Source organism: Duganella phyllosphaerae, assembly GCF_001758785.1.
Lineage (GTDB): Bacteria > Pseudomonadota > Gammaproteobacteria > Burkholderiales > Burkholderiaceae_D > Rugamonas > Rugamonas phyllosphaerae.
In genome coordinates, this window is sequence record NZ_LROM01000024.1 from 16,263 (window position 1) to 40,310 (window position 24,048).

The 24,048-nt window shown below is 57.4% G+C and carries 28 protein-coding genes; 17 read left to right on the plus strand and 11 right to left on the minus strand.

All coding sequences use genetic code 11. The features are described from left to right. Positions 1 to 6 precede the first annotated feature (6 nt). The gene (locus tag DUPY_RS01260; RefSeq protein ID WP_070245909.1) at positions 7 to 273 is read right to left on the minus strand and encodes a hypothetical protein; all 267 of its coding nucleotides are present in this window, start codon (positions 271 to 273) and stop codon (positions 7 to 9) included. Positions 274 to 426: 153 nt separating this feature from the next. Then, positions 427 to 738, minus strand: coding sequence for a HigA family addiction module antitoxin (locus tag DUPY_RS01265; RefSeq protein ID WP_070245910.1), 312 nt, complete (start codon positions 736 to 738; stop codon positions 427 to 429). Between the two features lie 218 nt (positions 739 to 956). On the opposite strand from DUPY_RS01265, the gene DUPY_RS27650 reads away from it, so the two are divergent. From DUPY_RS27650 to DUPY_RS29095, 8 genes are all read left to right on the plus strand, one after another. After that, positions 957 to 1,340, plus strand: a complete 384-nt coding sequence (locus DUPY_RS27650) for a hypothetical protein (protein WP_141749369.1) — start codon at positions 957 to 959, stop codon at positions 1,338 to 1,340. A gap of 140 nt (positions 1,341 to 1,480) precedes the next feature. Then, positions 1,481 to 1,618 carry a hypothetical protein gene (locus DUPY_RS28260; RefSeq protein ID WP_167359008.1) on the plus strand — a complete coding sequence of 46 codons (138 nt, stop codon included), beginning with the start codon at positions 1,481 to 1,483 and terminating at the stop codon, positions 1,616 to 1,618. A gap of 16 nt (positions 1,619 to 1,634) precedes the next feature. Continuing rightward, positions 1,635 to 2,126 (plus strand): type II toxin-antitoxin system antitoxin DNA ADP-ribosyl glycohydrolase DarG, encoded by a 492-nt coding sequence (gene darG, locus DUPY_RS01270; RefSeq protein WP_070245911.1) that lies wholly within the window; start codon positions 1,635 to 1,637, stop codon positions 2,124 to 2,126. Positions 2,127 to 2,480: 354 nt separating this feature from the next. After that, the gene (locus DUPY_RS01275; protein ID WP_070245912.1) at positions 2,481 to 3,818 is read left to right on the plus strand and encodes a tyrosine-type recombinase/integrase; all 1,338 of its coding nucleotides are present in this window, start codon (positions 2,481 to 2,483) and stop codon (positions 3,816 to 3,818) included. Between the two features lie 539 nt (positions 3,819 to 4,357). Further along, positions 4,358 to 4,735, plus strand: coding sequence for a hypothetical protein (locus tag DUPY_RS01280; RefSeq protein ID WP_070245913.1), 378 nt, complete (start codon positions 4,358 to 4,360; stop codon positions 4,733 to 4,735). Positions 4,736 to 4,898: 163 nt separating this feature from the next. Continuing rightward, positions 4,899 to 5,273 (plus strand): hypothetical protein, encoded by a 375-nt coding sequence (locus tag DUPY_RS28760; RefSeq protein WP_071651564.1) that lies wholly within the window; start codon positions 4,899 to 4,901, stop codon positions 5,271 to 5,273. Positions 5,274 to 5,441: 168 nt separating this feature from the next. Continuing rightward, positions 5,442 to 5,633: a hypothetical protein gene (locus DUPY_RS27655; RefSeq protein ID WP_141749370.1), complete on the plus strand. Its 192-nt coding sequence runs from the start codon at positions 5,442 to 5,444 to the stop codon at positions 5,631 to 5,633. An 803-nt stretch (positions 5,634 to 6,436) separates the two neighbouring features. Beyond that, the gene (locus DUPY_RS29095; protein ID WP_084640488.1) at positions 6,437 to 8,077 is read left to right on the plus strand and encodes a methyl-accepting chemotaxis protein; all 1,641 of its coding nucleotides are present in this window, start codon (positions 6,437 to 6,439) and stop codon (positions 8,075 to 8,077) included. Positions 8,078 to 8,344: 267 nt separating this feature from the next. On the opposite strand, the gene DUPY_RS01295 is transcribed toward DUPY_RS29095, so the two are convergent. Beyond that, on the minus strand, positions 8,345 to 8,974 hold the full coding sequence (locus tag DUPY_RS01295; RefSeq protein WP_070245916.1) for a tyrosine-type recombinase/integrase: 630 nt from the start codon (positions 8,972 to 8,974) through the stop codon (positions 8,345 to 8,347). 130 nt (positions 8,975 to 9,104) lie between these two features. Beyond that, positions 9,105 to 10,001, minus strand: coding sequence for a LysR family transcriptional regulator (locus tag DUPY_RS01300; protein ID WP_056140013.1), 897 nt, complete (start codon positions 9,999 to 10,001; stop codon positions 9,105 to 9,107). A 144-nt stretch (positions 10,002 to 10,145) separates the two neighbouring features. Between DUPY_RS01300 and DUPY_RS01305 the strand changes: the two genes are divergently transcribed. Beyond that, positions 10,146 to 11,138, plus strand: a complete 993-nt coding sequence (locus tag DUPY_RS01305) for an aromatic alcohol reductase (protein WP_371851723.1) — start codon at positions 10,146 to 10,148, stop codon at positions 11,136 to 11,138. Positions 11,139 to 11,262: 124 nt separating this feature from the next. Here the strand turns inward: DUPY_RS01305 and DUPY_RS28775 are convergent, their stop codons facing one another. The 3 genes from DUPY_RS28775 to DUPY_RS01315 are packed head-to-tail and all read right to left on the minus strand — an operon-like array spanning position 11,263 to position 12,928. Continuing rightward, on the minus strand, positions 11,263 to 11,613 hold the full coding sequence (locus DUPY_RS28775; RefSeq protein ID WP_229255201.1) for a substrate-binding domain-containing protein: 351 nt from the start codon (positions 11,611 to 11,613) through the stop codon (positions 11,263 to 11,265). Beyond that, positions 11,613 to 11,870 carry a substrate-binding domain-containing protein gene (locus DUPY_RS28780; RefSeq protein WP_229255202.1) on the minus strand — a complete coding sequence of 86 codons (258 nt, stop codon included), beginning with the start codon at positions 11,868 to 11,870 and terminating at the stop codon, positions 11,613 to 11,615. Before DUPY_RS28780 ends, DUPY_RS28775 begins: the two co-directional genes overlap by 1 nt. A 47-nt stretch (positions 11,871 to 11,917) precedes the next feature. Beyond that, positions 11,918 to 12,928 (minus strand): YeiH family protein, encoded by a 1,011-nt coding sequence (locus DUPY_RS01315; RefSeq protein WP_056139903.1) that lies wholly within the window; start codon positions 12,926 to 12,928, stop codon positions 11,918 to 11,920. A gap of 100 nt (positions 12,929 to 13,028) precedes the next feature. Here DUPY_RS01315 and DUPY_RS01320 point away from each other — a divergent pair, with 100 nt between their 5' ends. From DUPY_RS01320 to DUPY_RS01350, 7 genes are all read left to right on the plus strand, one after another. Continuing rightward, positions 13,029 to 13,913 carry a LysR family transcriptional regulator gene (locus tag DUPY_RS01320; protein WP_056139900.1) on the plus strand — a complete coding sequence of 295 codons (885 nt, stop codon included), beginning with the start codon at positions 13,029 to 13,031 and terminating at the stop codon, positions 13,911 to 13,913. An 88-nt stretch (positions 13,914 to 14,001) separates the two neighbouring features. Then, positions 14,002 to 14,433 carry a nuclear transport factor 2 family protein gene (locus DUPY_RS01325; RefSeq protein WP_056139895.1) on the plus strand — a complete coding sequence of 144 codons (432 nt, stop codon included), beginning with the start codon at positions 14,002 to 14,004 and terminating at the stop codon, positions 14,431 to 14,433. 11 nt (positions 14,434 to 14,444) lie between these two features. Beyond that, the gene (locus tag DUPY_RS01330; RefSeq protein ID WP_056139892.1) at positions 14,445 to 14,963 is read left to right on the plus strand and encodes an RNA polymerase sigma factor; all 519 of its coding nucleotides are present in this window, start codon (positions 14,445 to 14,447) and stop codon (positions 14,961 to 14,963) included. After that, positions 14,960 to 15,751 (plus strand): anti-sigma factor family protein, encoded by a 792-nt coding sequence (locus DUPY_RS01335; protein ID WP_070245918.1) that lies wholly within the window; start codon positions 14,960 to 14,962, stop codon positions 15,749 to 15,751. Before DUPY_RS01330 ends, DUPY_RS01335 begins: the two co-directional genes overlap by 4 nt. After that, positions 15,748 to 16,188: a DUF305 domain-containing protein gene (locus DUPY_RS01340; protein ID WP_082488630.1), complete on the plus strand. Its 441-nt coding sequence runs from the start codon at positions 15,748 to 15,750 to the stop codon at positions 16,186 to 16,188. The genes DUPY_RS01335 and DUPY_RS01340 overlap by 4 nt, the downstream gene beginning before the upstream one ends. Next, complete coding sequence (locus DUPY_RS01345) at positions 16,175 to 17,575, plus strand: YncE family protein (RefSeq protein WP_070245919.1); 1,401 nt, start codon at positions 16,175 to 16,177, stop codon at positions 17,573 to 17,575. Before DUPY_RS01340 ends, DUPY_RS01345 begins: the two co-directional genes overlap by 14 nt. A 14-nt stretch (positions 17,576 to 17,589) precedes the next feature. Next, positions 17,590 to 18,180 carry a uracil-DNA glycosylase gene (locus DUPY_RS01350; RefSeq protein ID WP_065306379.1) on the plus strand — a complete coding sequence of 197 codons (591 nt, stop codon included), beginning with the start codon at positions 17,590 to 17,592 and terminating at the stop codon, positions 18,178 to 18,180. Positions 18,181 to 18,190: 10 nt separating this feature from the next. Here the strand turns inward: DUPY_RS01350 and DUPY_RS01355 are convergent, their stop codons facing one another. Next, positions 18,191 to 19,432: a TDT family transporter gene (locus DUPY_RS01355; protein WP_084640489.1), complete on the minus strand. Its 1,242-nt coding sequence runs from the start codon at positions 19,430 to 19,432 to the stop codon at positions 18,191 to 18,193. On the opposite strand from DUPY_RS01355, the gene DUPY_RS01360 reads away from it, so the two are divergent. Further along, positions 19,426 to 19,731 (plus strand): MafI2 family immunity protein, encoded by a 306-nt coding sequence (locus DUPY_RS01360; protein WP_070245920.1) that lies wholly within the window; start codon positions 19,426 to 19,428, stop codon positions 19,729 to 19,731. The genes DUPY_RS01355 and DUPY_RS01360 overlap by 7 nt on opposite strands. A gap of 158 nt (positions 19,732 to 19,889) precedes the next feature. Here the strand turns inward: DUPY_RS01360 and DUPY_RS01365 are convergent, their stop codons facing one another. Genes DUPY_RS01365 through DUPY_RS01375 form a run of 3 tightly spaced genes read right to left on the minus strand, consistent with a single transcriptional unit; the run spans position 19,890 to position 23,972 of the window. Beyond that, positions 19,890 to 20,315: a TetR family transcriptional regulator gene (locus DUPY_RS01365; protein WP_141749371.1), complete on the minus strand. Its 426-nt coding sequence runs from the start codon at positions 20,313 to 20,315 to the stop codon at positions 19,890 to 19,892. Beyond that, on the minus strand, positions 20,269 to 22,359 hold the full coding sequence (locus DUPY_RS01370; RefSeq protein WP_070245921.1) for a site-specific integrase: 2,091 nt from the start codon (positions 22,357 to 22,359) through the stop codon (positions 20,269 to 20,271). The genes DUPY_RS01365 and DUPY_RS01370 overlap by 47 nt, the downstream gene beginning before the upstream one ends. After that, positions 22,356 to 23,972: a site-specific integrase gene (locus tag DUPY_RS01375; protein WP_167359009.1), complete on the minus strand. Its 1,617-nt coding sequence runs from the start codon at positions 23,970 to 23,972 to the stop codon at positions 22,356 to 22,358. The genes DUPY_RS01370 and DUPY_RS01375 overlap by 4 nt, the downstream gene beginning before the upstream one ends. Between the last annotated feature and the right edge of the window lie 76 nt (positions 23,973 to 24,048).

Here is a 24,048-nt window from a genome sequence, read left to right on the forward strand (position 1 = left end):
ATGGCGTCAAGCATTTGCCTCCATATTCTCCGGAATCTTACTGTTATCTTCCTTTATCCAGAAACGGATAAAGGTATCCATTCTTGGATAATTCAGGATAAAGCCCTGAGCAGCTGGCGACCTGATCGCGACTGCGATCGGCAAGAGCTCGGTAAACACATCGGCATCGTTGCGTGCCGTGCCAAAGCAGCCGGACTGGACCAGGTGACCATCGCCGGGACCTTGCGCATCGACACCAGCAAGATAGGCGAGCTCAATGCCCTGACTCTGCATGAAGCCCTGCGTGTGCTTGCCGACAGTCAGCGAATCAAAGTTTTAGACGTCTTTGGACGGGGCTTTGGACTTTTTTGCAGCACCAGCCGAGTGCCGGGCTCTTGCTTGCTGGAGATGACGCTGCCATTAGTCAGCGTGGTAGAGCAGTGGGGCTTAGACTGCCAGTGGTGCCGGCTGAACCTTCATGGGGACATTGACGAAACGTTGCGCAGCCTGCCATACGTCGTATGCGCTTTGTTCTGCTAACCAGAGACGAGCTTCCCCGCCCCGCTCCACGCCTAACCAAGCCTCAATGCGCAGAGCCATTTCAGGCGAGATTGCGGCGTGGCCGTTGAGAACGCGCGACAGCGTAACGCGATTCACATCCAACTGCTGCGCAGCCTCAGTCACCGACAAGCCCAGCGCAGGCAGAACGTCATCGTGCAGCGTCAGCCCCGGATGTGGCGGGTTAAACATGCGTGCCATGATATTTTTCCTCAATGATAATCTACAAGTATGATCGATGAACTACTGGAAAAGTTGTTGGACCATTTGAACAGACCGCTGACTGCCTGTCGGCGTTGGTGCGCGGTTGCCATTGCTGCGTGGCTGTGTGGCAGTCGCAGTGCATCATTTTTAAGTAAGGGGTGATATGATCAAGCCACTGGTTACGGCGCCCTGAACATTCTCATTGCGATATTTTTATGAGCAGCGATGAACAGCATAAAGGCAATCACGGCGGTGCAGAGATTTTTTCAGCGCTTGCCGATCGTCGCCTTGCCAAGCATGAGCCGATTGCACGTGCGTTACGGTCAGCATCCTGCGCTGTCGTGAACGAAATAATCTTCTTGGCGTACGACCAGATATGTTTGTGGGAGAAGGATGCACTTTGCAGCAAGGATTACATCGACGCTTGGCGCGACCTTCTCAAAAGCCCCGCTGCTGCTGCCTCCATGCTGGAAGAACGATCACCACGTGCAGCAGCGTTACGCCAGAACTCACCCTTTGTCGCGACCGTCCGGAAATTGCAGGCGTCGGCTGATGAGAGAAATAGAGATTTGCATGTATACCCTCTGAGTGGGGAGTGACCCGAGCGGATGAAGCAGTCTAACTGATGATCCCAACCGGCTCGCTCCCCCAGTTACCTGAAGGCAAGCCCTGCTTTTGCGGGGCTTGCCTTTTTGGCTGTTGCTGCCGGCGCGGTGGGCTGCAGCGATTGAATCCGAAGATGACCGAATTCCTGGTTGCCGATCGTTTTCCGGGTTCCGCCCTGATCGGCATCGGTTGTGAACACCGCGAGACGGCTGAAATGGCTCGTCAGATTGTCGCTCCATATTATCCGGACCTGCCCGTCAAAGTTTTTTGAGAGTGGTACTCCTGACATGCTGCACATCTCAACTGGAAATCTCCTCAATGCCGACGTGGACGCACTGGTCAATACCGTCAACACGGAAGGCGTTATGGGCAAAGGTATCGCGCTGCAATTCAAGCAGGCCTACCCGGCGATGTTCCGCGCCTACGCCGTGGCCTGCAAGGCGCGCGAGGTACAGTTGGGCCGGGTCCACATCTACGATCTCGGTGGCCTGGTGGGCGGGCCGCGCTGGATCATCAATTTCCCCACCAAGGGGCATTGGAAGTCGAAAAGCCGCATCGAGGATATCGCGAAGGGTTTGCTGGACTTGACGGCCAAGGTGCGCGAGCGGGGCATACGCTCCATCGCTGTTCCGCCCCTCGGTTGCGGCTATGGCGGCCTAGACTGGGCTGACGTGAGCCCACTCATCTTCGATGCCTTTAGCAAAATGCCGGAGGTGAATGTGAAAATCTATCCGCCTGTGGGAGCGCCAGCTGTTGAAACGGCGACCATGCGAATCTAGCGCCCCGGTATGACGACAGCTGGAACAATTGCTCGTGATGGATTTACCGTAAGCATGAACGTAAAAAAACCCGGAATTCCCCCTGCGAAAAGGTGGAGTTCCGGGTTTTTTGAGGGTGCTAATAGCTGGTGCCGACTGCCGGTTTCGAACTGGCCACCTGATGATTACAAATCATCGCAAGTCGGTATTCAGGACTGTTGAAGGGTGTTGAATTTTTCATGAATATTCTTATAAATCAATAGCTTACGTGATTTTGATTTTTATTTCATGCAGATGTGTGTTGATCGTTATGCTACCATTTGGGTTACATGGCGGTTACATGGCGCTTACACAGAACGTCTTCATGAGGTAATAGTGAAAAAAATAAAGTTCGCGGCGGGTAGGGTAGAAGAGTTCGCCTGTGAGGGTGGAAATAGTCAGTCATTCCTTTGGGATACCGCTTCACCAGGCCTCGGTTTGCGGGTGACGTCGAAGGGTGCAAAGTCCTATATTTTTCAGGGCAAGCTGAACGGCGCCACCATCCGGCTGACGATCGGTGATCCTCGTACATGGGACATTGCCAAGGCCCAGGCCGAAGCACGGCGACTGAAGGTCCTGCTCGATAACGGGCAGGATCCACGAAAGGTCCGCGACGATGCGCTTGCTGCAGTGCGAGACGCGCGCGCCATGCAGGAAGCTGCCGTTGTGGCGGAGCAGGAAAAGCAGCTGCGCGAATCGGTGACCCTGGGCGGCGTCTGGCCTGAGTACATTGCCGATCGCATTGCCACGCGAGAAGCTGGCTGGTCAGAACATCATATTGTTGCGCATCGCAAGATCATTCAGGATGGTGGCCATCCGAGAAAACGCAGTCCGGCCCTGACGAAAGCCGGTCCGCTCTGGTCCTTGTCCTCGCTCCGACTAATCGACCTTACAAATGAGCGCGTGGAAGCTTGGGCGCGAGAGGAAGCAAAGACCCGTCCATCCAGCGCACGGCTGGCATGGCGACTGCTCAAGGCTTTTATGAACTGGTGTGCTTCGCACAAGACGTATTCGAGCATGGTCACTAGCAATCCGACAAAGAGTGCACGAGTGCGCGAGAGCCTGGGTAAAGAGAAGCGGCGCCATGATGTCCTTCAACGCGAAATGCTGCAGTCGTGGTTCAGCGCAGTGCGCAAGATCGGAAACCCGGTCATTGCAGCCTACCTGCAAGTTCTGTTGCTCACCGGCGCCAGGCGCGAAGAGCTCGCTGCACTGAAGTGGACAGACGTAAATTTTCAGTGGGGCAGCATCAAACTGTCCGACAAGGTCGAGGATTTTCGAATGGTCCCGCTGACGCCCTTTGTTGCTCAACTCCTGGCCAACCTGCCGCGCAGGAATGCCTTCGTCTTCTCAAGTCCCGCTTCCGCATCAGGACATATCGCAGAGCCGCGAATCGCGCATAACGAGGCCGTCGCGGTGGCGAATTTGCCGCAGCTTACGCTGCACGGCTTGCGACGCTCATTTGCCACATTAAGCGAGTGGATCGAGATGCCGAATGGCATCGCCGCGCAGATTCAAGGGCACGCGCCGCAGGGGGTGCGCGAGCAAAATTACATTCGCCGACCGCTTGACCTGCTTCGTGTCTGGCACGCGAAGATTGAAACTTGGATTCTTAAGCAGGCGAGTGTGGAGCCTGTATCTTCACCGGTAATATTGCGCGTTGTGGGCGTTTAGCCGAACAGTCGTTGGCGTTTGGAGCGGTATGCATGCGCAGCTCAGCCGTCCCCAGTGGACGCGCAAGTTGACAGCGTATCCCTATGATTGTTTGAAATTGCTGCTACGGACCTTTCCGAGGAAAAGGTATGCAAGCATTTTTGTTACTTGATGGTTTGCGAATAGAAATCTCATGGTAACGAAATTTGATGTTACAAAATGCCTTCCTAAGGCACGGAATCCGTGCTATTGCTTGTCCATTCTCAGATGTAAAGCTTGGAAGGAAAACCGCCAATGCGACTGACTGTGTACGTCGACGATATGACCGCGAGCATTGGTGCGTATTCTCATCTATTTCCGCCAGCTGTTCTCGTTCAAACCATGCCACTCATTCCTGCCCAATGCCGTCCAATAGCCCATAGCTTGAAGCTCGGCTGTATTCATGGAATTGTCGGCATCGCCATTCGAAGTAGAGAGATTTCGCGTATTTTTCAGCTACGCAAGATGCTATCCTCACGGACACAGGCCGAGTTCGGCCAGGAGCAGTCATTGGAGAAACGATGGAGTGGGAACCAATTTCAGAAGCAGACCTATGGTCAAAGATCATAGGTGCGGAAGACCGGATGAGCCCTCGGATTCTCCGATTGTGGGAAGCCATCAAAGTTCGGCCGCAAAAATGGGCTGAGCAGACCTATGGCACAGTTGGCGGAGGCTTTTGGGTCGTAGCCATCATGGGCAACAAGGTAATTTGGTTCAACGACATCGAAGACGGCTTTAACTGTTCGCCTTACGTATTCTTTGGAAGGCTCGACGAGTATTTTTGCAACCAAGATGAACTTGAAGTTGCGGTTCAAGATGTGCTGACAATCATCGAGACAGGTAGCGGTTCAATCGCACGGTGCTCCGCTCCACTCCCAGGGGAATGGAAGTCGAGATAAGGCAGGCATCGAGCGTCCGCTTAAGGTGACTACTGGCGTCGCCCTTGCTGCGGCAACGGCGCATCAGCGCAGATCATAATGTTTTCACAACGGCAACATGCTATGCTGGCGCGACCGGCCGAGAACGGCCAACAACGGACCTTCAATAACTATCGGAATTTGAATGCCAGAATTTTCTTGGGAACCGCTAGATTTTCTTGACGCCTTGGGCGTCGTACCTGTGGGCGAGGAGTATGGCATCTCCTACGGCTATTCCGTCGAACGCTCGCCGTTAAATTTAGCTCTTACCATTTGGCCGATGGCAGGTGACGTGGAACTAGCGATTCGATGTGATGGAGTTGCCGAGCCAGTGATACTTTTGAATCTTTTAGGTAGCCCTGGGGCGAGAATAGTCAACGGTAAGGACGGTAAATTCATCGAGTTCGCTGGGGCCAATTTATTCACTGGACGTTACGATATCACGCGTCCGGCCCCTTACGGTTTCCGTCTCAGGCTGGAACCTAGTTGGCAGGTAACGGCGTTTAGCTACGACGTGTAGGGCTAAATTCGGCCAGGAGCCGACACCCAATTAAATTCGAGATATAGAACTATGAGTAGTATTGGGATAATTTTTCGAGAGAATCGCCAGCTGAAGGAACTCCCAGAAGACTGGATTCCAACGCCGCTCGGCACTCGCCAGAAGGTATGCGAGATTGTAGGGGACATCATGCGTACGGTACCGTCGGGAAGGTTGGCTCTGACGGTCACGGTCGAAGGCGAAGATGAGAGTCTTGACCCAAGAACTATCTCGGTATCGGGAGTGTGGGGTGATGCAGAGATGATGGTTATCCGCGCGCTTTGCTTGGCGTTTGATGGTCGGTTCTATGACGCGGAAACAGCAGAATTCATTGAGCTGTAAGCCTGAAATCGGCCAGAACCAGACAGTCGAAAAGGTATCTCTGAAAATATGAATGGAGAAAGACGGTCATTGCGTACCACTCAGGCGCTGAGTTTGCCCACCATCGGATGAGGTAACTATTGCTGAGGCTGAAAAGGTATTCCATGTTGAATTCCCGCCAGACTCGAGGAGTTTCTTTTTGGAGGCTGGCGGCGAGGACATCCTCTGTCCTCAACAGAATTTGACTCGACAGAGCAAGCCCTTGCTCAGCAATTGCCGTCAAATTTCAACAACAAATTTCGAAAATCGAGATATCTATGCGCCTATCTTGCATATTTGAGTTGGCAAAATACTCCCGTTCGAAATAAATTATTAGCAGCGGAATTCTAATAAATAAATCTTTCGAGAAACTTTGCCACTGCAAAGCTACCCCATCACCCTTACGTGCATATATTTTGAATTTATCCGTTTCTGTGCGCATGTGATAGCAATTAAAAATATTTGAAGCCATTGGAAGAACAACAGTGCATAGGGCTGGCGTTTTTGGCAAAATACAACGCTTTCCCCACTTAAAGTCACATGGAAATGTTTAATGGTGTATCCTCAAAGCGAACGTTGCTCTTGAGCACCGCATTCCTTTCGAATAGGCCCACACCCCTCTCCCCGTTGTGGCATCCGCAAATTTCGCTGTAGCCCAATCCCGCTGCCCGATCACCGTTAATTGAATCGTCAAGCTGCCCGTCCCACTTGGAGGGCGTGCGTCAGGCAGCTTTCGCAATTTACCTCACATGTAATGGGTGCGACCCAGCACATATCGGACAAAAATGAATATGACACTTAAAGTACGCCTGAGCGCCTTGATCGGCTTTCTTTCCCTGATCGCCGTCCTCATAGGCTCGCTGGGACTTTATGGGATGAGCCTGTCCAACGGAGGCTTGAAGTCCGTCTACGAAGATCGCACCGTGGCATTGGAGCAGGTCTCGCGAATAGACCGTCTTCTGGTCAGCAATCGGCTGAATTTGGCGGAGGCGCTGCGGGAAACCGACGATACGACGATCAAGGCTAGAACCGATCAAATTGAAAGAAACATTGCCGAAATTGTCAGCACGTGGGATAGCTACATAGCTACCTACCTTACGCGGGAAGAGAAGGTCATCGCCGACAAGTTCGCTATCGACAGGAAGAAAATGACTACCGAAAAATTGCTGCCGGCAATCGCAGCATTAAAAGCGGGCGAGCATGAAGCGGCGGCTCAATTGTCGGCGCAATTGCAATTATTGATCCCTGCGGTAACAGATGGCGTAAATGCTCTGCGAAAGCTGCAAGTCGACGAGGCCAGGAAAGAGTATGAGGCATCAAATGAGCGCTACGGCCTGATGCGCGCCATCGTTCTGGGTGCGATCATCCTGGGCACGCTGGTGGGCGCAGCGTCCGGCTTTTTCTTAGTGCGCAATATTTATCGTCAACTCGGCGGGGAACCGGAATACGCTTCTCAGATTGTGCACAGCATAGCCGCCGGCGACCTGTCCGTGACCGTCGATACCAACGGCAACGATAAACAAAGTTTGTTGTTTGCGATGCAAACCATGCAGCGCAACCTGGCGCAAACGGTGGGGGAAATACGGGTCTCCACCGATGCGATCGCCACTGCGTCAAGTCAGATCGCCAGCGGAAATCTGGATCTGTCGTCGCGGACCGAACAGCAAGCCAGTTCGCTGGAGGAAACTGCCTCGGCCATGGAAGAACTGACCTCGACCGTTAAGCAAAATTCGGACAATTCCAATCATGCCAACCGCCTTGCCATCTCCGCCTCTGCCGTGGCACAGCAAGGTGGCAGCATTGTGACGCAAGTGGTCGATACGATGGGTGCGATCAACGCATCGTCGCGAAAAATCGTCGACATCATCGCTGTTATCGACGGTATCGCTTTCCAGACCAATATCCTGGCCTTGAACGCGGCAGTGGAGGCGGCTAGGGCAGGTGAACAAGGCCGTGGTTTCGCCGTTGTCGCCTCTGAAGTGCGCAACTTGGCGCAACGCTCCGCCGGAGCCGCCAAGGAAATCAAGACCCTGATCGGCGACTCGGTTGAAAAGGTCGAGATAGGCGCCAGATTGGTCGACCAGGCCGGTTCGGCGATGCGCACCATTGTCGACAGCGTCAAGAACGTGACAGACATCATGGAAGAGATCACGGCCGCCGGCAACGAGCAGACGGCCGGCATTGAGCAGATCAATCAAGCGATAGTCCAAATGGATGAGGTGACGCAGCAAAACGCCGCATTGGTGGAACAGGCCGCCGCCGCCGCCGCATCGTTGCAAGATCAAGCCAGCTCTCTGGCACAGTTGGTCAGCGTATTCAAGGTGGCCGCGAAAATCCCTACTCCCGCCATATCGATTGGCAGCCGGCGGGATCCAGCGACCAAGCCAACGCTTTATTTAGCTGGGAAGCCTGTTTTATCGGCATAGGTAAGCAAGAGAACGGGTGTCCGATTTGAGATCCCAAAAGATGTCTAGTTTCAAATGCAAATCGGTGTGAGGCTAGATATTAGAATAAGTGCCCATATTTACCAAATTGTAAATTAATAATTTATGCGGCCATTTATCTGGCGAAATTAGAATAGAAGCAATGCAACTCAATATATTTTCGCGCCTCTTTAATGCTGTACCGGATATATTTACCTTCCCAAGCGACCGCCCGCTTTGGGGCGACTACTGGCGTCGCCCTTGCTTGTCTTAAGCATCCGTTTGCTCGGCCATTTCGAGTGCGTCATCGACTTCGATACCCAGATATCGTACGGTGCTCTCTAAGCGCGTATGGCCCAGCAACAGCTGCACCGCTCGCAAATTTTTTGTGCGCCGGTAGATGAGTGTTGGCTTAGTCCTCCGCATCGTGTGCGTGCTGTATGCCGTCGGGTCTAACCCTATTTCGTCGAACCATTGGTGGACAATACGTGCGTATTGCCGAGTCGAAAGGTGCGGCGATTCTGAGATTCGACTGGGAAAGAGAAAATCGCCGTGGCGCAGCGCTGCGGCCGCTATCCAGTCCTCCAAGCTCTTCCTGGTCCCTGCGGTAACTTCGAACTGGACGGGTTGCTTCGTCTTCTGCTGCATCACGCTGGCTCGCGCTGCCACATGGCCTCCATGGCAGAGATCGTTGACGCGCAGTCGGACCAAGTCGCACCCACGCAATTTGCTGTCGATGGCCAAGTTGAAGAGTGCCAAGTCTCGGACCCTGCCGAAAATTTGCAGGCGAACGCGAATTGCCCAGATTTCGCTTACGCGAAGCGGTGCTTTTTGCCCCACCAACTTGCCCTTGTTCCACGGCGTACTGTGGCATGCGGAACCTTTCAATGGATTGTTCATGATAGACCTCCTGGATTGAAGCTCTACTATGCGCTTGACTGACGGCGGTCGTATCCGAAGGCGATGTGGTAATTAGTGAGCTTTCCCTTCGGGCAAGATGGTATCCTTGCTCATAGGCCGAATGCGGCCACTAGCTGACATTGCTGAAAAGCTCGGTGGTCCAATCGACGAACGCTTGCATGGCCGGCGAGAGAAAGCGGTGGTGAGGGTATATCAGCGACACCGGCACGGGTTCAGGTCGCATGTTGGCCAGTACCTCGACTAAGTCTCCGCTGCGCAAATGGTCGGCCACCAAAATCTCAGCCAATTGCATCAGGCCGCCTCCGGCTAGGCCGAGTTTGATATACAGCCCAGTCTCGTTAACTGCAACCGTGCCGGCAACCGGCACAGCAACCCTGTCTCCGGCCTCCACGAAATGGAGCTCGCCCGTCCGCCGAGTCGTGCTGGAAAAGTAGTGAACCGCGCGATGGCATTGCAAATCCTCCAGACTTTCGGGAATGCCCTGTTGATTCAGATAGGATGGTGTCGCGCATGTGATCCAGCGCAACTCGCCTAGGCGGCGCGCGACCAGCGTCGAGTCGTGGAGGCTACCTGTACGGATCACGCAATCGACGCCATCCTGTATCAAATCCACCTGACGATCATTTATGCTGATCATTAGATAGATATCGGGATACCGCGCCTGGAATTGCGCCAACTGGGAAAGGATAACGGCATGAGCGATTCCGCCAGGCATATCTACTCGCACTCTCCCTTGCGGGTGCTCAGCGGAGCCGTGCAGGCTGGATTCCGTGTCGTCAATCAGGTCAAGTATCTCGCGGCAGCGGTGAAAGTATCGCTCGCCCTCTGGTGTCAAGCTGAGGTTTCTGGTGGAGCGGTTGAGCAGACGTGCCCGCAAATGTTTTTCCAGCCGTTTGATGATGCCGGTCACTGATGACGCCGGTAAGCCTAGCGTCCCTGCTGCACGAATAAAACTTCCGCTTTCGACCACGCGAAGAAATACCTGCATTGCTTGTACGCGGTCCATGTGTTGCCCTCATGCGATTAGTGAAAAAGGAACTATAACTCATGATTATTCGGATTTTTCGAATGTTGAAAACCTCCAGTGCCACTTTTTCTGCATCGCGGCAATCGCTAAAGTGCAGCTAGCAAATTCACAGGAGAATCAATAATGTCCGATCAAGTCCGCCAACAGCTTCTACCACTTATGCTGAACCCAGCAGATCCTGACGCCATGTCCCAAAACATTCTGGTGCTCGGCGCCGGTGAACTCGGCCTGCCGGTGCTGCGCAGTCTCGCGAACCGCGCGAAGTCGATTAGTGGGGTGAAAATCAGCGTCCTGCTGCGTGCAAGTGCTGTTGAGTCAAACTCTGAGGACAAGCAGCGTGATATCGCGGAGATTCGGGATCTTGGGATTGAGATCGTCATAGGTGATCTGGTGAAGAGCTCCATCGATGAGCTCGCCGTGGTATTCGCGCGGTATGACACCGTCGTCGGTTGCGCGGGCTACGCGGCTGGCGTCGACACACCAATGAAGTTGGCGCGCGCTGCCTTGCAGGCGCGAATTCCAAGGTATTTTCCATGGCAGTTCGGCGTCGATTTTGATGTGATCGGACGGGGCAGTCCGCAGGACATTTTCGACGCACAGTTGGACGTGCGTGAGCTTTTGCGCAGCCAGCACGTGACCGAGTGGGTCATTATCTCAACCGGCATGTTTATGAGTTATCTGTTCGAGCCGGAATTCGGCGTTGTAGACCTGCAAAGCAATTTAGTCCATGCACTGGGCAGCCTAGACACCGCTGTGACGCTGACAACTCCCGATGATATCGGAGCGCTGACTGCCGAGGTGCTGTTCGCTTTACCTCGAATCCGGAACGAGATTGTCTTCCTGGCCGGCGACACCGTGACTTATGGCGAGGTTGCGGACAAACTGGAATCCTCCCTAGGCCACACCTTCGGCCGATCGGTTTGGAGCGAGGAGTATTTGCTAGACGAACTGGCGCGCGATCCGAACAATATGATGCGCAAGTATCGTGCAGCCTTCGCTCAAGGACGGGGTGTCGCTTGGGACAAGCGCGGCACGTTCAATAGCCAACGCGGCTTCGCGGTTACCGACGTGGCTTCGTGGATCAATACGAACCTGATTTCCGGCGGCAGCAAGTAATCGTCGTCAATGGGCCAGGTGAAGGCATCGACGACTGTTGTCAGCGTTCTGATAACTGTCTGTCTGCTTTGGGGCGGCTCCGGCCCAGGGTGAGAATGTGTGAGCTTTGCAGGAGGGCAAGCTGCTATCCTGAACGCCATCGGCCGGTACCGGCCATAAGCCACGCGTCGATGTCGGTGCGCGCGGTCCAGGTACCGCGCGCGCTCGCGCTGTTGGGTGCGTAACTGGCAATATTTGCGCGTACCTTGCGCACCGACTCCATGCTGCCTTTGCGGCCAGCCATGTCTTCCCAGACGCCGTTCTGGCCGGCACCGTTGACCACCAACAGGCGCACGCCGGGCTGCATCAGGTCGGCCACGCCGCGCAGGTGCTTGGGATTGCCGGGACGCACCAGGATCGCCAGGGGACGCATATATAGCGGGGTAATGCTTGCCTCCTGTATCTTGCCGCCCATCGCTAACGTAAAGTCCGTCATCATCGTTTCCGAACCGCTGTAGATGATGTCCGCATCCTGTTTTGCGTGGTCGACCAGCTCGGCGTGGGGCCAGCCGTGACGGTGACTTTGATGCCGTTCGCGTGCTCGAATGCCGCCGCCGCCTCTTTCATCGCAGGAGCCGGTCCACCCGGGCCGTACACCAGCAACGGCTGCTGGGCACACGCGATACCAGCGGTGAGCGAGACTGCAACAACAAGGCTGCAGCGCGCCGCGGTCAAATAGTGATGTGATGTCATGGCGTTTTCTTTCGCTTTTGGAAAATGGATGGCGTACTGCTACGTCCTTAAACACCCAGAAATTTGATCAGGGCGAAACTGATGACACCAAGGCCGAGCAGCGAAAAAATGACAACCCCGGCAACCTTGCCGCCGGCACGCAGGACAGCGCGGGCATCGACGCCGAGGCCGAGCGCGGCCATCGACATAATGGTGAAGAAATTGGCGGCAACGTGCGCTGGCGCCAGCGCTGCCTGCGGAATCCAGCCCAGCGAGCGCAAGCCCAGCAATGCAAGGAAGCCGACGATAAACCACGGCACCAGGTGCGCGACGTTCAGGCGGGCGCCTCCCCGTCCGCGCCCTGTCAAGGACAACACCAGCACGACCGGGCCCAGCATCAACACGCGCACCAGCTTGACCAGGGTGCCAATGTGCACGCTGGCTGCGGACACCGAACTCGTTGCCGCCAGTACCTGTGGCACGGCATACACGGTCAGCCCGGCAAACACGCCGTATTGAACCGGCGTGAATGACAACAGCCCGACTAGCAACGGCAACCCGAGCACCACCACCACACCCAGCACCGCCGTAAAGGCGATGGAGGCGGCCACGTCCTTGCCATCTGCGTCGATCACTGGGGCCACCGCCGCAATCGCCGAGTTGCCGCAAATTGAATTGCCGCAAGCAATCAGGATCGCCATCTTTTTCGGCAGACCGGCGCTGCGGCCCAGGAAATAACTGAACAGAATTGCCAGCACGACTACCCCGGCAATGCCGCCGACCAGTCCCATGCCGTTTTCGAGCAGCGCGCCGGCGCTGACGGATGCGCCCAGCAGCACCACGGCAATTTCAAGCAGCAGCTTGGCGCCCATATGGATGCCTGGCTCGAACCGCTGATCGAGACGGTGCACGGTGCGCAGTCCGGTTCCGAGCAAGATCGCCAGGACCAGGCTTTCAAGCCACGCGCGTCCGAACAGATGGGCTTCTACAGCTTCCAGCCCATACGCGGCCAGCGTGACGGCGCCGCACAGTAACAGGCCGGGTACAAATGGAGCGCATTTTTGATAGTGGGATGTCATGGTCGACTCTCGTTCAGATATTTAGTGCATGCATTATTGAACGGCGATTTCGTTCGGTCCATCGTATAATTAATGACAAATCATTAGATTGGATCGAACGATGACATTGGACCAGCTACGCATTTTTGTTGAAGTCGCACAACGCCAGCACCTTACTCAGGCGGCTTCCGCGCTGTTTCTATCCCCGTCTGCCGTCAGCTCATCGATCAAGGCCCTGGAAGAGCGCTATGGCACGGCACTGTTCCATCGGATAGGACGGCGCATCGAACTCTCCGACGCCGGTTTGATTTTCTTGATAGAAGCGCAACGCACGCTGGCCAGCGCGCGTGCAGCGGAAAACACGTTGTCGGAGCTGGGCCAGATGCGGCGCGGCACGCTGGCAATCCACGCCAGCCAGACCATCGCGAGTTACTGGCTACCGCGCTTGCTCGTGCAATTCAGTCAAACCTACCCGGCCATCGACCTCACCCTGGAAGTGGGCAATACCGACAGCGTGGCGCAGGCCATCCTGCTGGGTGGCGCCGATCTCGGTTTCATCGAAGGCGATATCGACGAACCCTCCCTGGCCATCGAAGCTGTGGGGGAGGATCAGCTCGTTGTCGTGGTAGCACCCGATCATCCATGGTCCGCCGGGGTGCCGCTGGCGGCTGCCGACCTGGTGCAGGCGCAATGGATTTTGCGCGAAACCGGTTCCGGCACGCGTTCGGCGTTTGAGAAAGCGCTGTCGGACATGGGCGTGCCGGTCGCCGCAATGCAGGTTGCTCTCAGCCTGCCGTCCAACGAGGCGGTGCGCAGCGCGGTGATGGCCGGTCCCTTTGCCACCGCGATTTCCGAACTGGTCGTGGCATCGCATGTTCAGGCGGGCCTGCTGGCGCGCGCGGCGCTGGTCCTGCCGGCGCGTGGGTTCTCGATGCTGCGTCATCCTGAACGCCATCGCAGCCGTGCGGCGCTGGCATTTGAAGAATTGATGAACACAAAAAAATAAATACAAATACATGGAATAAAAACAGGGCAATGACGTTTGCACCTGTAGCAAGCCCGTTTTTCAACCTGACCTGTACTGGACCGCACCCATGAAAACCACCCACCTGATGTTCCTGTTGGCCAGCACCATCGGCATCGCCACCACGGCTGTTGCCGGGCCTGCGCTGGATATGGCGCAAGCCCACTTCGCCGCCATTGGCGCCGGTGAACACGCCGCCATCGTGCATGATTACGCCGACAATGCGCGGCTGACCTGGGTTGGTGGACCGCTTGACGGCAGCTACGACGGTGCAGCCGCCATCGGCGCCGTATGGAGCAAGTTCGGCGCGATGGGCCCGCTGCGCGTCACCGTTATGGGCGCGTCCGAGTCGGTCAATCCGAAGGGTGCGACCGTCACGGCGGCAGTGCAATTCGACGGCAAGGCCTCCATCAAGGTGCGCTACGTGCTGACCTACCGCGACGGCAAACTGGTCAATGAAACCTGGCAGATCGATCCGAAGCTGGCCGCCAGCGCGATGTAATCACTGGTTCCATGAGCGTCCTGCCCCTTCTTCCCGGCGCGGAGTTGCTGGCGTGTGTCCCGCGGCTGCGGCGCTACGCGCGCGCGCTCGTGGGCGAGCGCGCCGCGGCCGATGACCTGGTGCAGGACACGCTCGAACGCGGCTGGGCCCAGCGCGCCGCGCTACAACCCGGCACGGACGCGCGCGCCTGGCTGTTTGCGATCATGCACAATATGCGTATCGACCAGATACGGCGCGGCGCACTGGTCACCGAGCCGCTCGACGATGATACGCCGATGCCGGCCCTGGCGGATCGCAGCACGGTCGGCATCCAGGTGCGCGAGATGGATGCCGCGCTGCGCCTGCTGAGCGAAGAACAGCGCGCGATCCTGCTGATGGTCGGGCTGGAAGACATGCGTTATGAAGAAGTGGCGTCGACGCTCGGCATCCCGGTCGGGACCGTCATGTCGCGGCTCGCGCGCGCCCGCGAAAAGCTGCGCAGCCTGATGGACGGCGGCGCCCGCGTGAACTCGTTGAAAGTCGTGAAATGAACCTGCCCGTGACTGAAGCCGATCTGCACGCGTACGTCGACGGCGTGCTGCCGGCAGCACGCGCTGCCGAGGTCGCCGCCTACCTGGCAGAGCGCCCCGAGGAAGCTGCGCGCGTGCGCGCCTACGCGGCCCAGAACGACGCCATGCATCGCCTGTTCGATCCGGTGCTGGGCGAACCGGTCCCGGCGCCCATGGCAGCGGCCACCACGCCGCAGCGCAACCGGCACTGGCAATGGCAGGCGCTGGCGGCGTGGTGGTCCGGTGGCGCCGGCTGGGGCTTGCGCGGCGCGGCAACTGGCCAGTCCCTGGCGCGTATGGAGCAGCAAGCGCCCGCGTATCAGCAGGCAGCGTGGTCCGGCCTGGCACACCAGGCCGCAATAGCCCATGCCGTGTACAGCCCGGATGTGCGCCGGCCAGTGGAAATTCGCGCCGACCAGGAAGACCAGTTGGTGACCTGGCTGTCGAAGCGCATGGGCAGCAAGATCCGTCCGCCGCATTTGGGCAAGCTGGGCTATGAACTGATCGGCGGGCGCCTGCTGCCCGGGGCCAGCGGGCCGGTAGCGCAATTCATGTACCACGACGGCGCTGGCCAGCGCCTGACGCTGTACGTGTCGACGGAGCAGGCGCGCAACAAGGACACCGGCTTTCGGTTCGCCAAAGAGGGCGACGTCAACGTGTTTTACTGGATCGACGGGAAGTTCGGCTATGCGCTGTCCGCAGCCGTCGACAAGGGCGAACTGGCACGGGTTGCCAGCGCCGTCTATGAACAACTGGAGGGACCGGTTTGAAATTTTCACTTTTTTTGGGCGCCATGCTCTGGTGCTGCACCGCCACAGTCTCGGCGCAGCATGCTGGCCACCATGGCGCGACTGCGCCGCCTGCCTCGTTTATCGCCAGTAGCGACAGGCCCTATGCGTCTCTCGCGGATGATGCCATGGCGATCATGGATGACGGCATGCGACGCGCGCCGACAACCGGGGACCCCGCGCATGACTTCATGAGCATGATGATTCCTCACCATCAAGGCGCGATCGATATGGCCAAGGCCATCCTGGTGCACAGTAACGACCGCGAACTGCGCAACCTGGCACAAGGCATCATCGTCGAACAACAGAACGAAATCAATGTAATGCGCGCCTGGTTGCAACGCTACCAGGCAGCCCACGGCGCAAGAGCCGATTCCACCAACGCAGACACCAGGAAAGACTCTCATGCAACTCACTGAATTGAATAAGCTCACCTTCGCCATGACGCTTGCGGTCGCTGCCATGGGTACTGCGCAGGCTGCGCCAGGCACACAGGACCGCGTCTATACAGCTGACCAGAACAGCAACACCGTTTCGGTGATCGATCCATCCACCAATCAGTTGCTGGGACAAATCCGGTTGGGTAATCAGCGGCCCGACATCCTGTCTCCTTTGTACAAGGGGCAAGTGAATGTTCATGGACTGGGTTTTTCGCCGGACCATAAAACCTTGATTGCGATATCGAATGGCTCCAATTCGGTGACCTTCATCGACACGGCCACCAATAAGGTCAAGGGCGTTACCTATATCGGGCGGTCGCCTCACGAAGGATTTTTCACCGCGGACGGTCGCGAAGTCTGGGTCGTGGTACGCGGCGAAGATTACGTCTCGGTCATCGATCCTGTCACCTTCAAGGAAAAACGCCGGATCCAGACAACAGGTGGTCCGGGCATGGTGATGTTCCATCCCGATGGCAAACTGGCGTTCGTGGTATCGAGCTTTAATCCTGTCGTCGATGTCATCGACATGAAAACATCCAAAGTGATCAAGCATATTTCTGTCACTAGCCCGTTCTCGCCGTTCTTGCAGTTCACGCCTGATTTCAAGGAAGTCTGGATGACGCACAAGGACGTTGGCAAGGTCACCCGCATCGACGTGGCGACGCTGACAGTCAAAGGCGTCATCGACACCGGTTTTATTACCAACCACCTGGCGTTCGGGAAGAACGCTGGCGGCGCAAGAGCCTACGTGACAGTGGGCGGAGAAAATGTCGTCAAGGTCTATTCCACCGGTGATCAGCCACAACTGATGGCGACGATACCGACCGGGGCCTTGCCGCATGGCGCATGGGCGTCGGACGACGGCAGCAAAGTGTACGTTGGTCTCGAAAACGGCGATGGTGTCGACGTGATCGACACCGCAAGCAACAAGGTCGTCGCGCATGTGGCGGCCGGCCAGGCGCCGCAAGCGCTTGTCTACGTGTCCCATGCCGTGCCCACCGGTGCTGGTACCAGCAACCTGGTGCCGCGTGTGAACGGCGAGTCGAGCAATATCGCTCTCAAGTCCCGCGGCGACGCCAAAGGATTCGTGGTCGTGCGCAGCCTGGGCGTGACCGATGCACTGGAAGTGTTCTTGTACAAACTGAAACCGGAGACTGTTTACAACGTCTACGCCGGTGGTCAGCGCGCGCCGGTGGGTCGCTTCAAGACTGACGGCAAAGGCATGGCGAACGGTACTGCCATTGGGCCCATGCGCGACGTGCGGCCGGGCCTGGCGCAGCAGCCGGCTGGCGCCAGCCGGATCCTGGTGATGGAGGGCGACACGCCAGCCGGAGCGGAGCAGGCAGCGCTGGCGAGCAGCGAGTGACGTCTGGCGTGCCGGTGGCTCCCTTGCTGGACGATGTAGCCGAACTGGCACGCCGCGTCGAACTGCTGTCTCTTCCCCATGTGGTCGCGCTCAACCAGTGGGTCGACACGCACGCAGCCGTCCGCGCGCTGCCGTACTTCGATCCGCTGGACGGCGGCGCCGATGCGTCCATTCTCATCTTGCTGGAAGCGCCGGCGCGCCATGCGATGCGCCCGCGCTTCGTCTCGCGCGACAATCCTGGTCCTGCGCAGCGCAATCTTCAACGTTTCCTGGCGCAAGCCGCCGTCGCGCGTGCGCGTACCGTGCTGTGGAATACCGTGCCCTGGCTGGCCGACGAGCAAGCTCCGCCGGCGCGCCTGGGTGTGGCGGCGGTACGCGCAGGCATCGCCATGCTAGGCGATGTGCTGGACCTCCTGCCATGCCTGCGGGTGGTCGTGCTGGCCGGACGCACGGCCCGCCAGGCCCACGCTGCCATCGAGGCCAGGCGGCCGGGCTTGATCGTACTGGAAATGCCTCATCCGAGTCCGCTATCTGTTTGTACGTCGCCAACTGTGGCCCCGCAAATCGTCGCGACACTGGCGCGCGCGGCGCAACTGGCGCGCTGAACGTTGGCCTTCAGGGCCGGTTCATCGACGCAATACAGGGAGAGACGAACAGGTTGCCACGGTAAGCGCCGAGCGCGGTGCGCCATGCGACAACCAGCCACAGGCTTGCCAGTACCACTACCAGCGCGCTGCCGAAGACCTCGAAGAACAGCGAATCGAGCACCTTCGCCAGACGCAGCGTGGTGACCGCGAATACGCCGAGCGGAAAGGTATAGCCCCACCAGCCCAGGTTGAATGGAACGGCTGCCCTGAAGTAGCGCAGCGTAATCAGGGTTGCCAGCATCATCCACCACAGGCCGAGTCCCCAAAGCAGCAGGCCGCTCACCACGCCCATCCCGTTGGCCACGTGGCCAACCTCGGCCAGGCCAAACGGCGCCAGCGTCGCCGGCGCGGCGGCGCCGAGCACCAGCATGCCGAGCGCGCCGGTGCCCACTGGCCCGAGCGCCAGCCAGCTTGATGCCGCCATGCTTTCGTGCGGCAGTTTGTGCAGGGCCATGCGTAATAACAGAATCGCGAGAATGCTGAGCGCCACTGGCACCGAGTATGCCCACAGCACGTAGCCGGTGATCAGGACTGTGAAGCGCGCGCCACCATCCTGCAGGTGCGGCACAAGCAGCCCGGCGCTCGCCGCTGCAACCTCGGCAGCGACGACCGGCAGCAGCCAGACCGCCGTCATTTGGTCGATGCTGTGCTGCTGGCGCGTGAACATCAGGTAAGGAATGAGGACGCCGCAAGCAAGTGCCATGGCCACATCGATCCACCACAAAGCTTCGGCCACCGCGACGGCGGCGGCGCCCCAGCGCGACACGCCAAAGCTGAGAAATCCATTGATAATTGTAGCTAAGCCCATGGGAATGGTACCGAAGAACATGGAGACGGTCGCATGGCCGAACACCTGTTTCGCTTCGTCGAAAAACATGACCCAGCGCGCGCTGTACAGCGCGGCAAACAATACGAACAGCGCAATGTTAAAAAGCCAAAGTCCCTCGGCCAGGCGGGCCATTCCCGGGAGCGCGCCTGGAAGTTGGGCGAGCGCGAGCGACAAGATGCCGGTGCCCATCGTTGCCGCAAATGTGACTTTCCGAAATAGATGCGACGTTTTGGAAATTACTGCGACGACAGGGCATGAAGTAGCGAAATCCACCGCTTCTTGCTGAGTTACACTGGCGACGACGAACTTCTGCTTTCGGCCAGCAGCGGACTTCCACGATCTGAGCAATCGGGGCACCTTGTAAGGAACATTCGATGACATCTACCGATATGCGGGTCCGCGTTCTGCTTAGTGTGCAACGAACACTTCTTGGGCACATCGGAACTGCCGTACGCGCAATCATGTGCCGGTGGACGAAGGATGAAATCCATGTCCGCGCTGTCTTCGACGGCGAGATAAACGACGAGCATGCCGAGGCAATTTCCGAAGCAGAAACCGAAATAATCGCAGATTTTCCGTCCCAAGTGGCAGTCTGTTTCAAGCTTGAACGCTGTGATTATCCCGCTTTAATCCAGCATGAAATTGACGAGGTTGCGGTATTTCGACGAATGGAAAAGTGAAGCAACGAAGGTCTGCTTTGGGGCGTAAGCGGGCCTTCGCGTCGCGTACTCCCTGGTGCAATTTGATGTCCGGATAGTAGAACAGGTGTCCGGCTTGATATGCCATTCGCTGTCCGGCTGGCCGTGAGAATCGCTGTCCGGATTGATGAGAATACTCACTAGCCCTTCTTCGATTTTGAAATCGAAGTAACGGTCGCCGTCCTTGTACTTCGCAAATCCTTGAGTTCGAGCGAAAGGCGAAGATTGATGATCGCGATCTTCTTGAGCTCCGCAGTTCGCTCGGCCAGCGCCGACTGCAGTTCTTTGTTTTGCCGCTTGAGATCGGCAAGTTCCGACCTCTGCCGATCAGTCTTAGCCTGGCCATCCTCCTGTTGCAATTGGCGAATATGCTCGACCAGGGCGGGGTAACGGTTATGGAGGGTCGCATTGCTAACACCAGCCTCTTCTGCTACGGCGGCGATGCTAAATTTGCGCTCCTTCGCTATGCGCTTCTGCCGGCCATGGCGGATACGTGCGATCGCCAGTTTGATTTCGCGTTCAGTCTTTGCCCGCATCACCGGCCCCTTCACTTTGATACGGCTCAACGCGCTCGCCCAGATCGGCCAATACCTGTTCGGCAGCCTGGATGTGATCGAGCGCGCGTTTGACGACCGGCTGCCCAAGTTCAGGCCAGGACAGCGTTTCGATTTGCTGACGGCGGATTTCTCTCCAGATACCGATGTGGCTTTGATCGATGACGCTTTCCCGGCAGTTCACGCATCGGATGGCGTCATACAGGCCTTCCCCGCCACAGCCGGCGGTCGTAGCCAAACACCAACTGTGCCCTGTCCCTCGAATGAAAACGCCGTCACCAAGTGATTTGGCGACTTCAGTTGGTCCCTTCACGGTCTTTGGCTTGTCTCGCTGCCGGAACTGTAATATGTGCCCGCTGCGTCCGCCGGTGAGCGGTTTCTTACCTGTGAGCCAGTCGCTCAGGACGGTGGCCTGTAGCTCGTCCCTGGTCGTGAGCGTCGTCTCCAGCAGGCTGTCGTCGAAGAGCGGGTCGCTGGCATAGTACAGAGTCATATCGATTGACCAGTGTTTGAAATGGTGACGCAGATAGCGCACGTCGCCGAGCATGTTCCTGGCCACGAACACGGCGAACGTACGGCGGAATTGATGGGTAGCCAAGGGCCACGTGGCGCCGGCGACGATCTTCTTCCGATCCCTAATCTCCGCCATGTCCTTGGGTGCGATTATGAGGCCAAACCGCTCGGAGAGTTCTTTCAAGCGCTGGTTGGATGTGGCGTTGTCTAGCGGCCTTGCCCGCATCAAGGGCCCAGTCCAATCCGCGAACAGATTGCGCCGGAGCCTGTTGAGCTCCAGGATTCGATTTGCACGCGCCCTGTCGAACTCTTCGATGCCCTCCATTGGGATCGAGCGCAGCTGGTCCAATTCCACTTCGATCAATTCGTTGATCGGCGCCGCCAGGCGAGAAGCTACGTTGACAGCCTGCTCCACAGCGTCCGGCACCATCCATCGAGCCGGGCGGGGATCGATCTCCAGCTTATAGGTCGTGCCTGAAAGCCAGCAGTACTCCTCATTGTCAAATCCTTGGGAGCGCGAGAACGCGCCCATTTGGAGGGAACACAGCTCGGAATCCCGCATACCGCTGAACATGGCGCACACGACATAGCAGCATGTGCGCGCAAATTCCAACTCACTCCAGAAGTGCTTCAGATCGGAGAACCCGTACTTTTGCGCGATCAGCGGAAATCGACCTCGGATTCTCGACGTGACTGCTGCTTCGATAGCTGGAATTCCTGTGGCAGACAGACGATGCCGGGAGCCATCCCGTCGATACTGCTTTGACGCATTGACTGCGTCCATCGCGCTCTCTCGGATCGATTGGAATTCGTCATAAGCTGTCAGCAAGTTCGGTGCAGCTTCAGTGAGGTAATCAAGGGCGCTGCGTCCCAGCTTGATGTACAGGCGCTCCGGAATGATTTCGGTCGTAGCCTGATAATGGTCGCGCAGGCGTGTTCTTCCCATGAGCATATGGCTCGTCGATTCCGGCCATGGGTGTCTCGGAGGGTGATCAGCCAGGTATTCGCGGTACAAGTACAGCAGGTGCAGGATCTCGATCCTGGTAATCGCAGTTCTCACCCCCCTACAGTGCTCCCGCATGTCGGCCTTTACGGCGGCCACGTAAGCCATACAAACCGATGGGGGCAGTTGTCGGAGGCTCGAAAATTCACGCGTGACCATCCACTTGAGAAGGGCCCTGAAAGGCGTCCAATCTGAGATCACCGTTGATGCGGACACGAACTTTTTGGACACCGGCGACTTGTGCATCCACCTGGCGTAGAAGTATTCCTTCGCACTGTGTAAGAGCCGATGGTGGGTGGGATCGATGAGCGACTTACCATCGGGCAGAACAAAGTCGAAATTCAGGAACCCGTCGCTCCTTGCGCCATTGCTGCGTTGAATGTGGCGGCTGAAATCCCAAATATGATCGCCATACTTGGAGATGGTGAGTGTGCGCCCGTCAGGATATTGGTAAGAAGTCACGTCGAAGTCGGCTCGACGTTCCTGCGGACAATCGTGAATCATGATCCACGCGGGGCGGATCGCTGCGAATCGGCTCATATGACGCTCACTCCCAACATGCTTCGGTCCATCCACATCGGATGCGGGTTGGTTCTGGCGCGGGCCTTTTCGCGCTCGACTATTTCAATAGGAAACTGGGCTGCTATTGCGTTGTCAATTTCCCGGATGACCCAGGCGTAAACCTGCTTCCATTTGTTCCGTCCAAGGATCGCGCGTTCCTTCCACAATAGCCAGTAGAAGCTGTAGAGCCGGTGTAGGTCGGACTCCATCACGACCTGGTTCGGGCAGCGGAAACAGTGCAGAAAGCGCGTGCACACGTCCTTGCCATTGCGAGGGGCGAAGCGGCCGTACAAATAATCCGAGCACCGCCCGACCCCTGTATTGTTTTCCCCCGCGAGGATCTGGACAACCCGGTCGATGGAGACGCCCAACTTGGTAGCCAAATCGGCCTTGAAGGCGTCCGTGCCGGCGATGCCGCTCACGGTCGCATGCAGGATCGTCCCGACAAATTTATGATTTCGCTCCATATCGGGCGTCACGCCGAGATAGTGCGAGTCTGTGATGCGCGGCGTATTGCCGAGCAAATTGGCGGTTCGCAGGAGGTTTCCGCCGGAGAGTTCCCAGATGCGCTGGCCAAATGTCTTGCGAAGTCGGCTGACATTGAGAGCCAATGCCTTGGTCGACCCATCGAACTTGAGGTCATCCGAAGTCAGGGCGTGCCGGCCGATAAACCGTGAAATGGCGCGGTTCAAAGCAAGACGCTCAATTGCCTTTGGCCGCCCAGAAGGGTCAGGCGTCAGCCAGACACGGTTGTGCAACCCAGCCGGCGCTTGTGCGCGCATTGGCGCTCCTAGGGCAATCGCTTCGTCAATAAGGTGCTTCACATCGGTCAAGACCGAGGCCGCGTCCCCTTTCTTGACGCCAAAACGAAGTGGCATCACGTTCTTCTTGTACCCCCTACGCTTGTACACCTGAAATACCCACATGTCGTCGCGCAGAGGATGTGGCTCCAAGCAATCGAGTCTGAGCTCAAGGAGCGGCGTCAGGTTTCGGCCAGTCCTCGCGGCCACCAAGAGGAAGTAGACGGCCATGCGATCAAGGTGTTCGCCGTCAAATGTCCCGTCGCGGATCGCGGCAAGGTCCGCGCCCAGACAGCCGAGCACCTTCTCCATCTCCGATTTGCTCAGGGGGGCTTGGCCGCGATATTCGCGGTCTGCGCTCGGGAAGGGATTGAGCGGGAATACGGTTTCCTTGAGCATTCCGAATCGGACAAATTGCGTCCAGACGGACTTCGTGGCCGAGTAGATCGCCTTGGCGGACGTGTAACGCAGTTTCTTCGCGGACTTCACCGCAAATCGCTTGATCAGCCATTCGATATAGCGCTCGATATGCTTGGACGAAATCTGCTTGACTGAATCGAGCCCAGCCTGTTTGCCCAGAAATTCGTCGAGGAACATGAACCAGTGGCGCATACCGGACGCGCACAGATTTAATACGGTGGCCTCCATGGCGCCGCCGTTCTTGATCTCCCAGATTGCATCACGTACCGTCTCGACGAGATCATCGCGCTCGGCCGACGGCGTGTCCTGGAGCGGCGTCCCATTGCCATCCACGCGGGGCCACCCAACGTACAGCCAACGCCTGAAATCCACGGACTGTCCGCGAAGCACGATGGTCCAAGGCCTCTCCACCGAGGACCCGATCCCCACGACATTCGCTGCCCCGGTC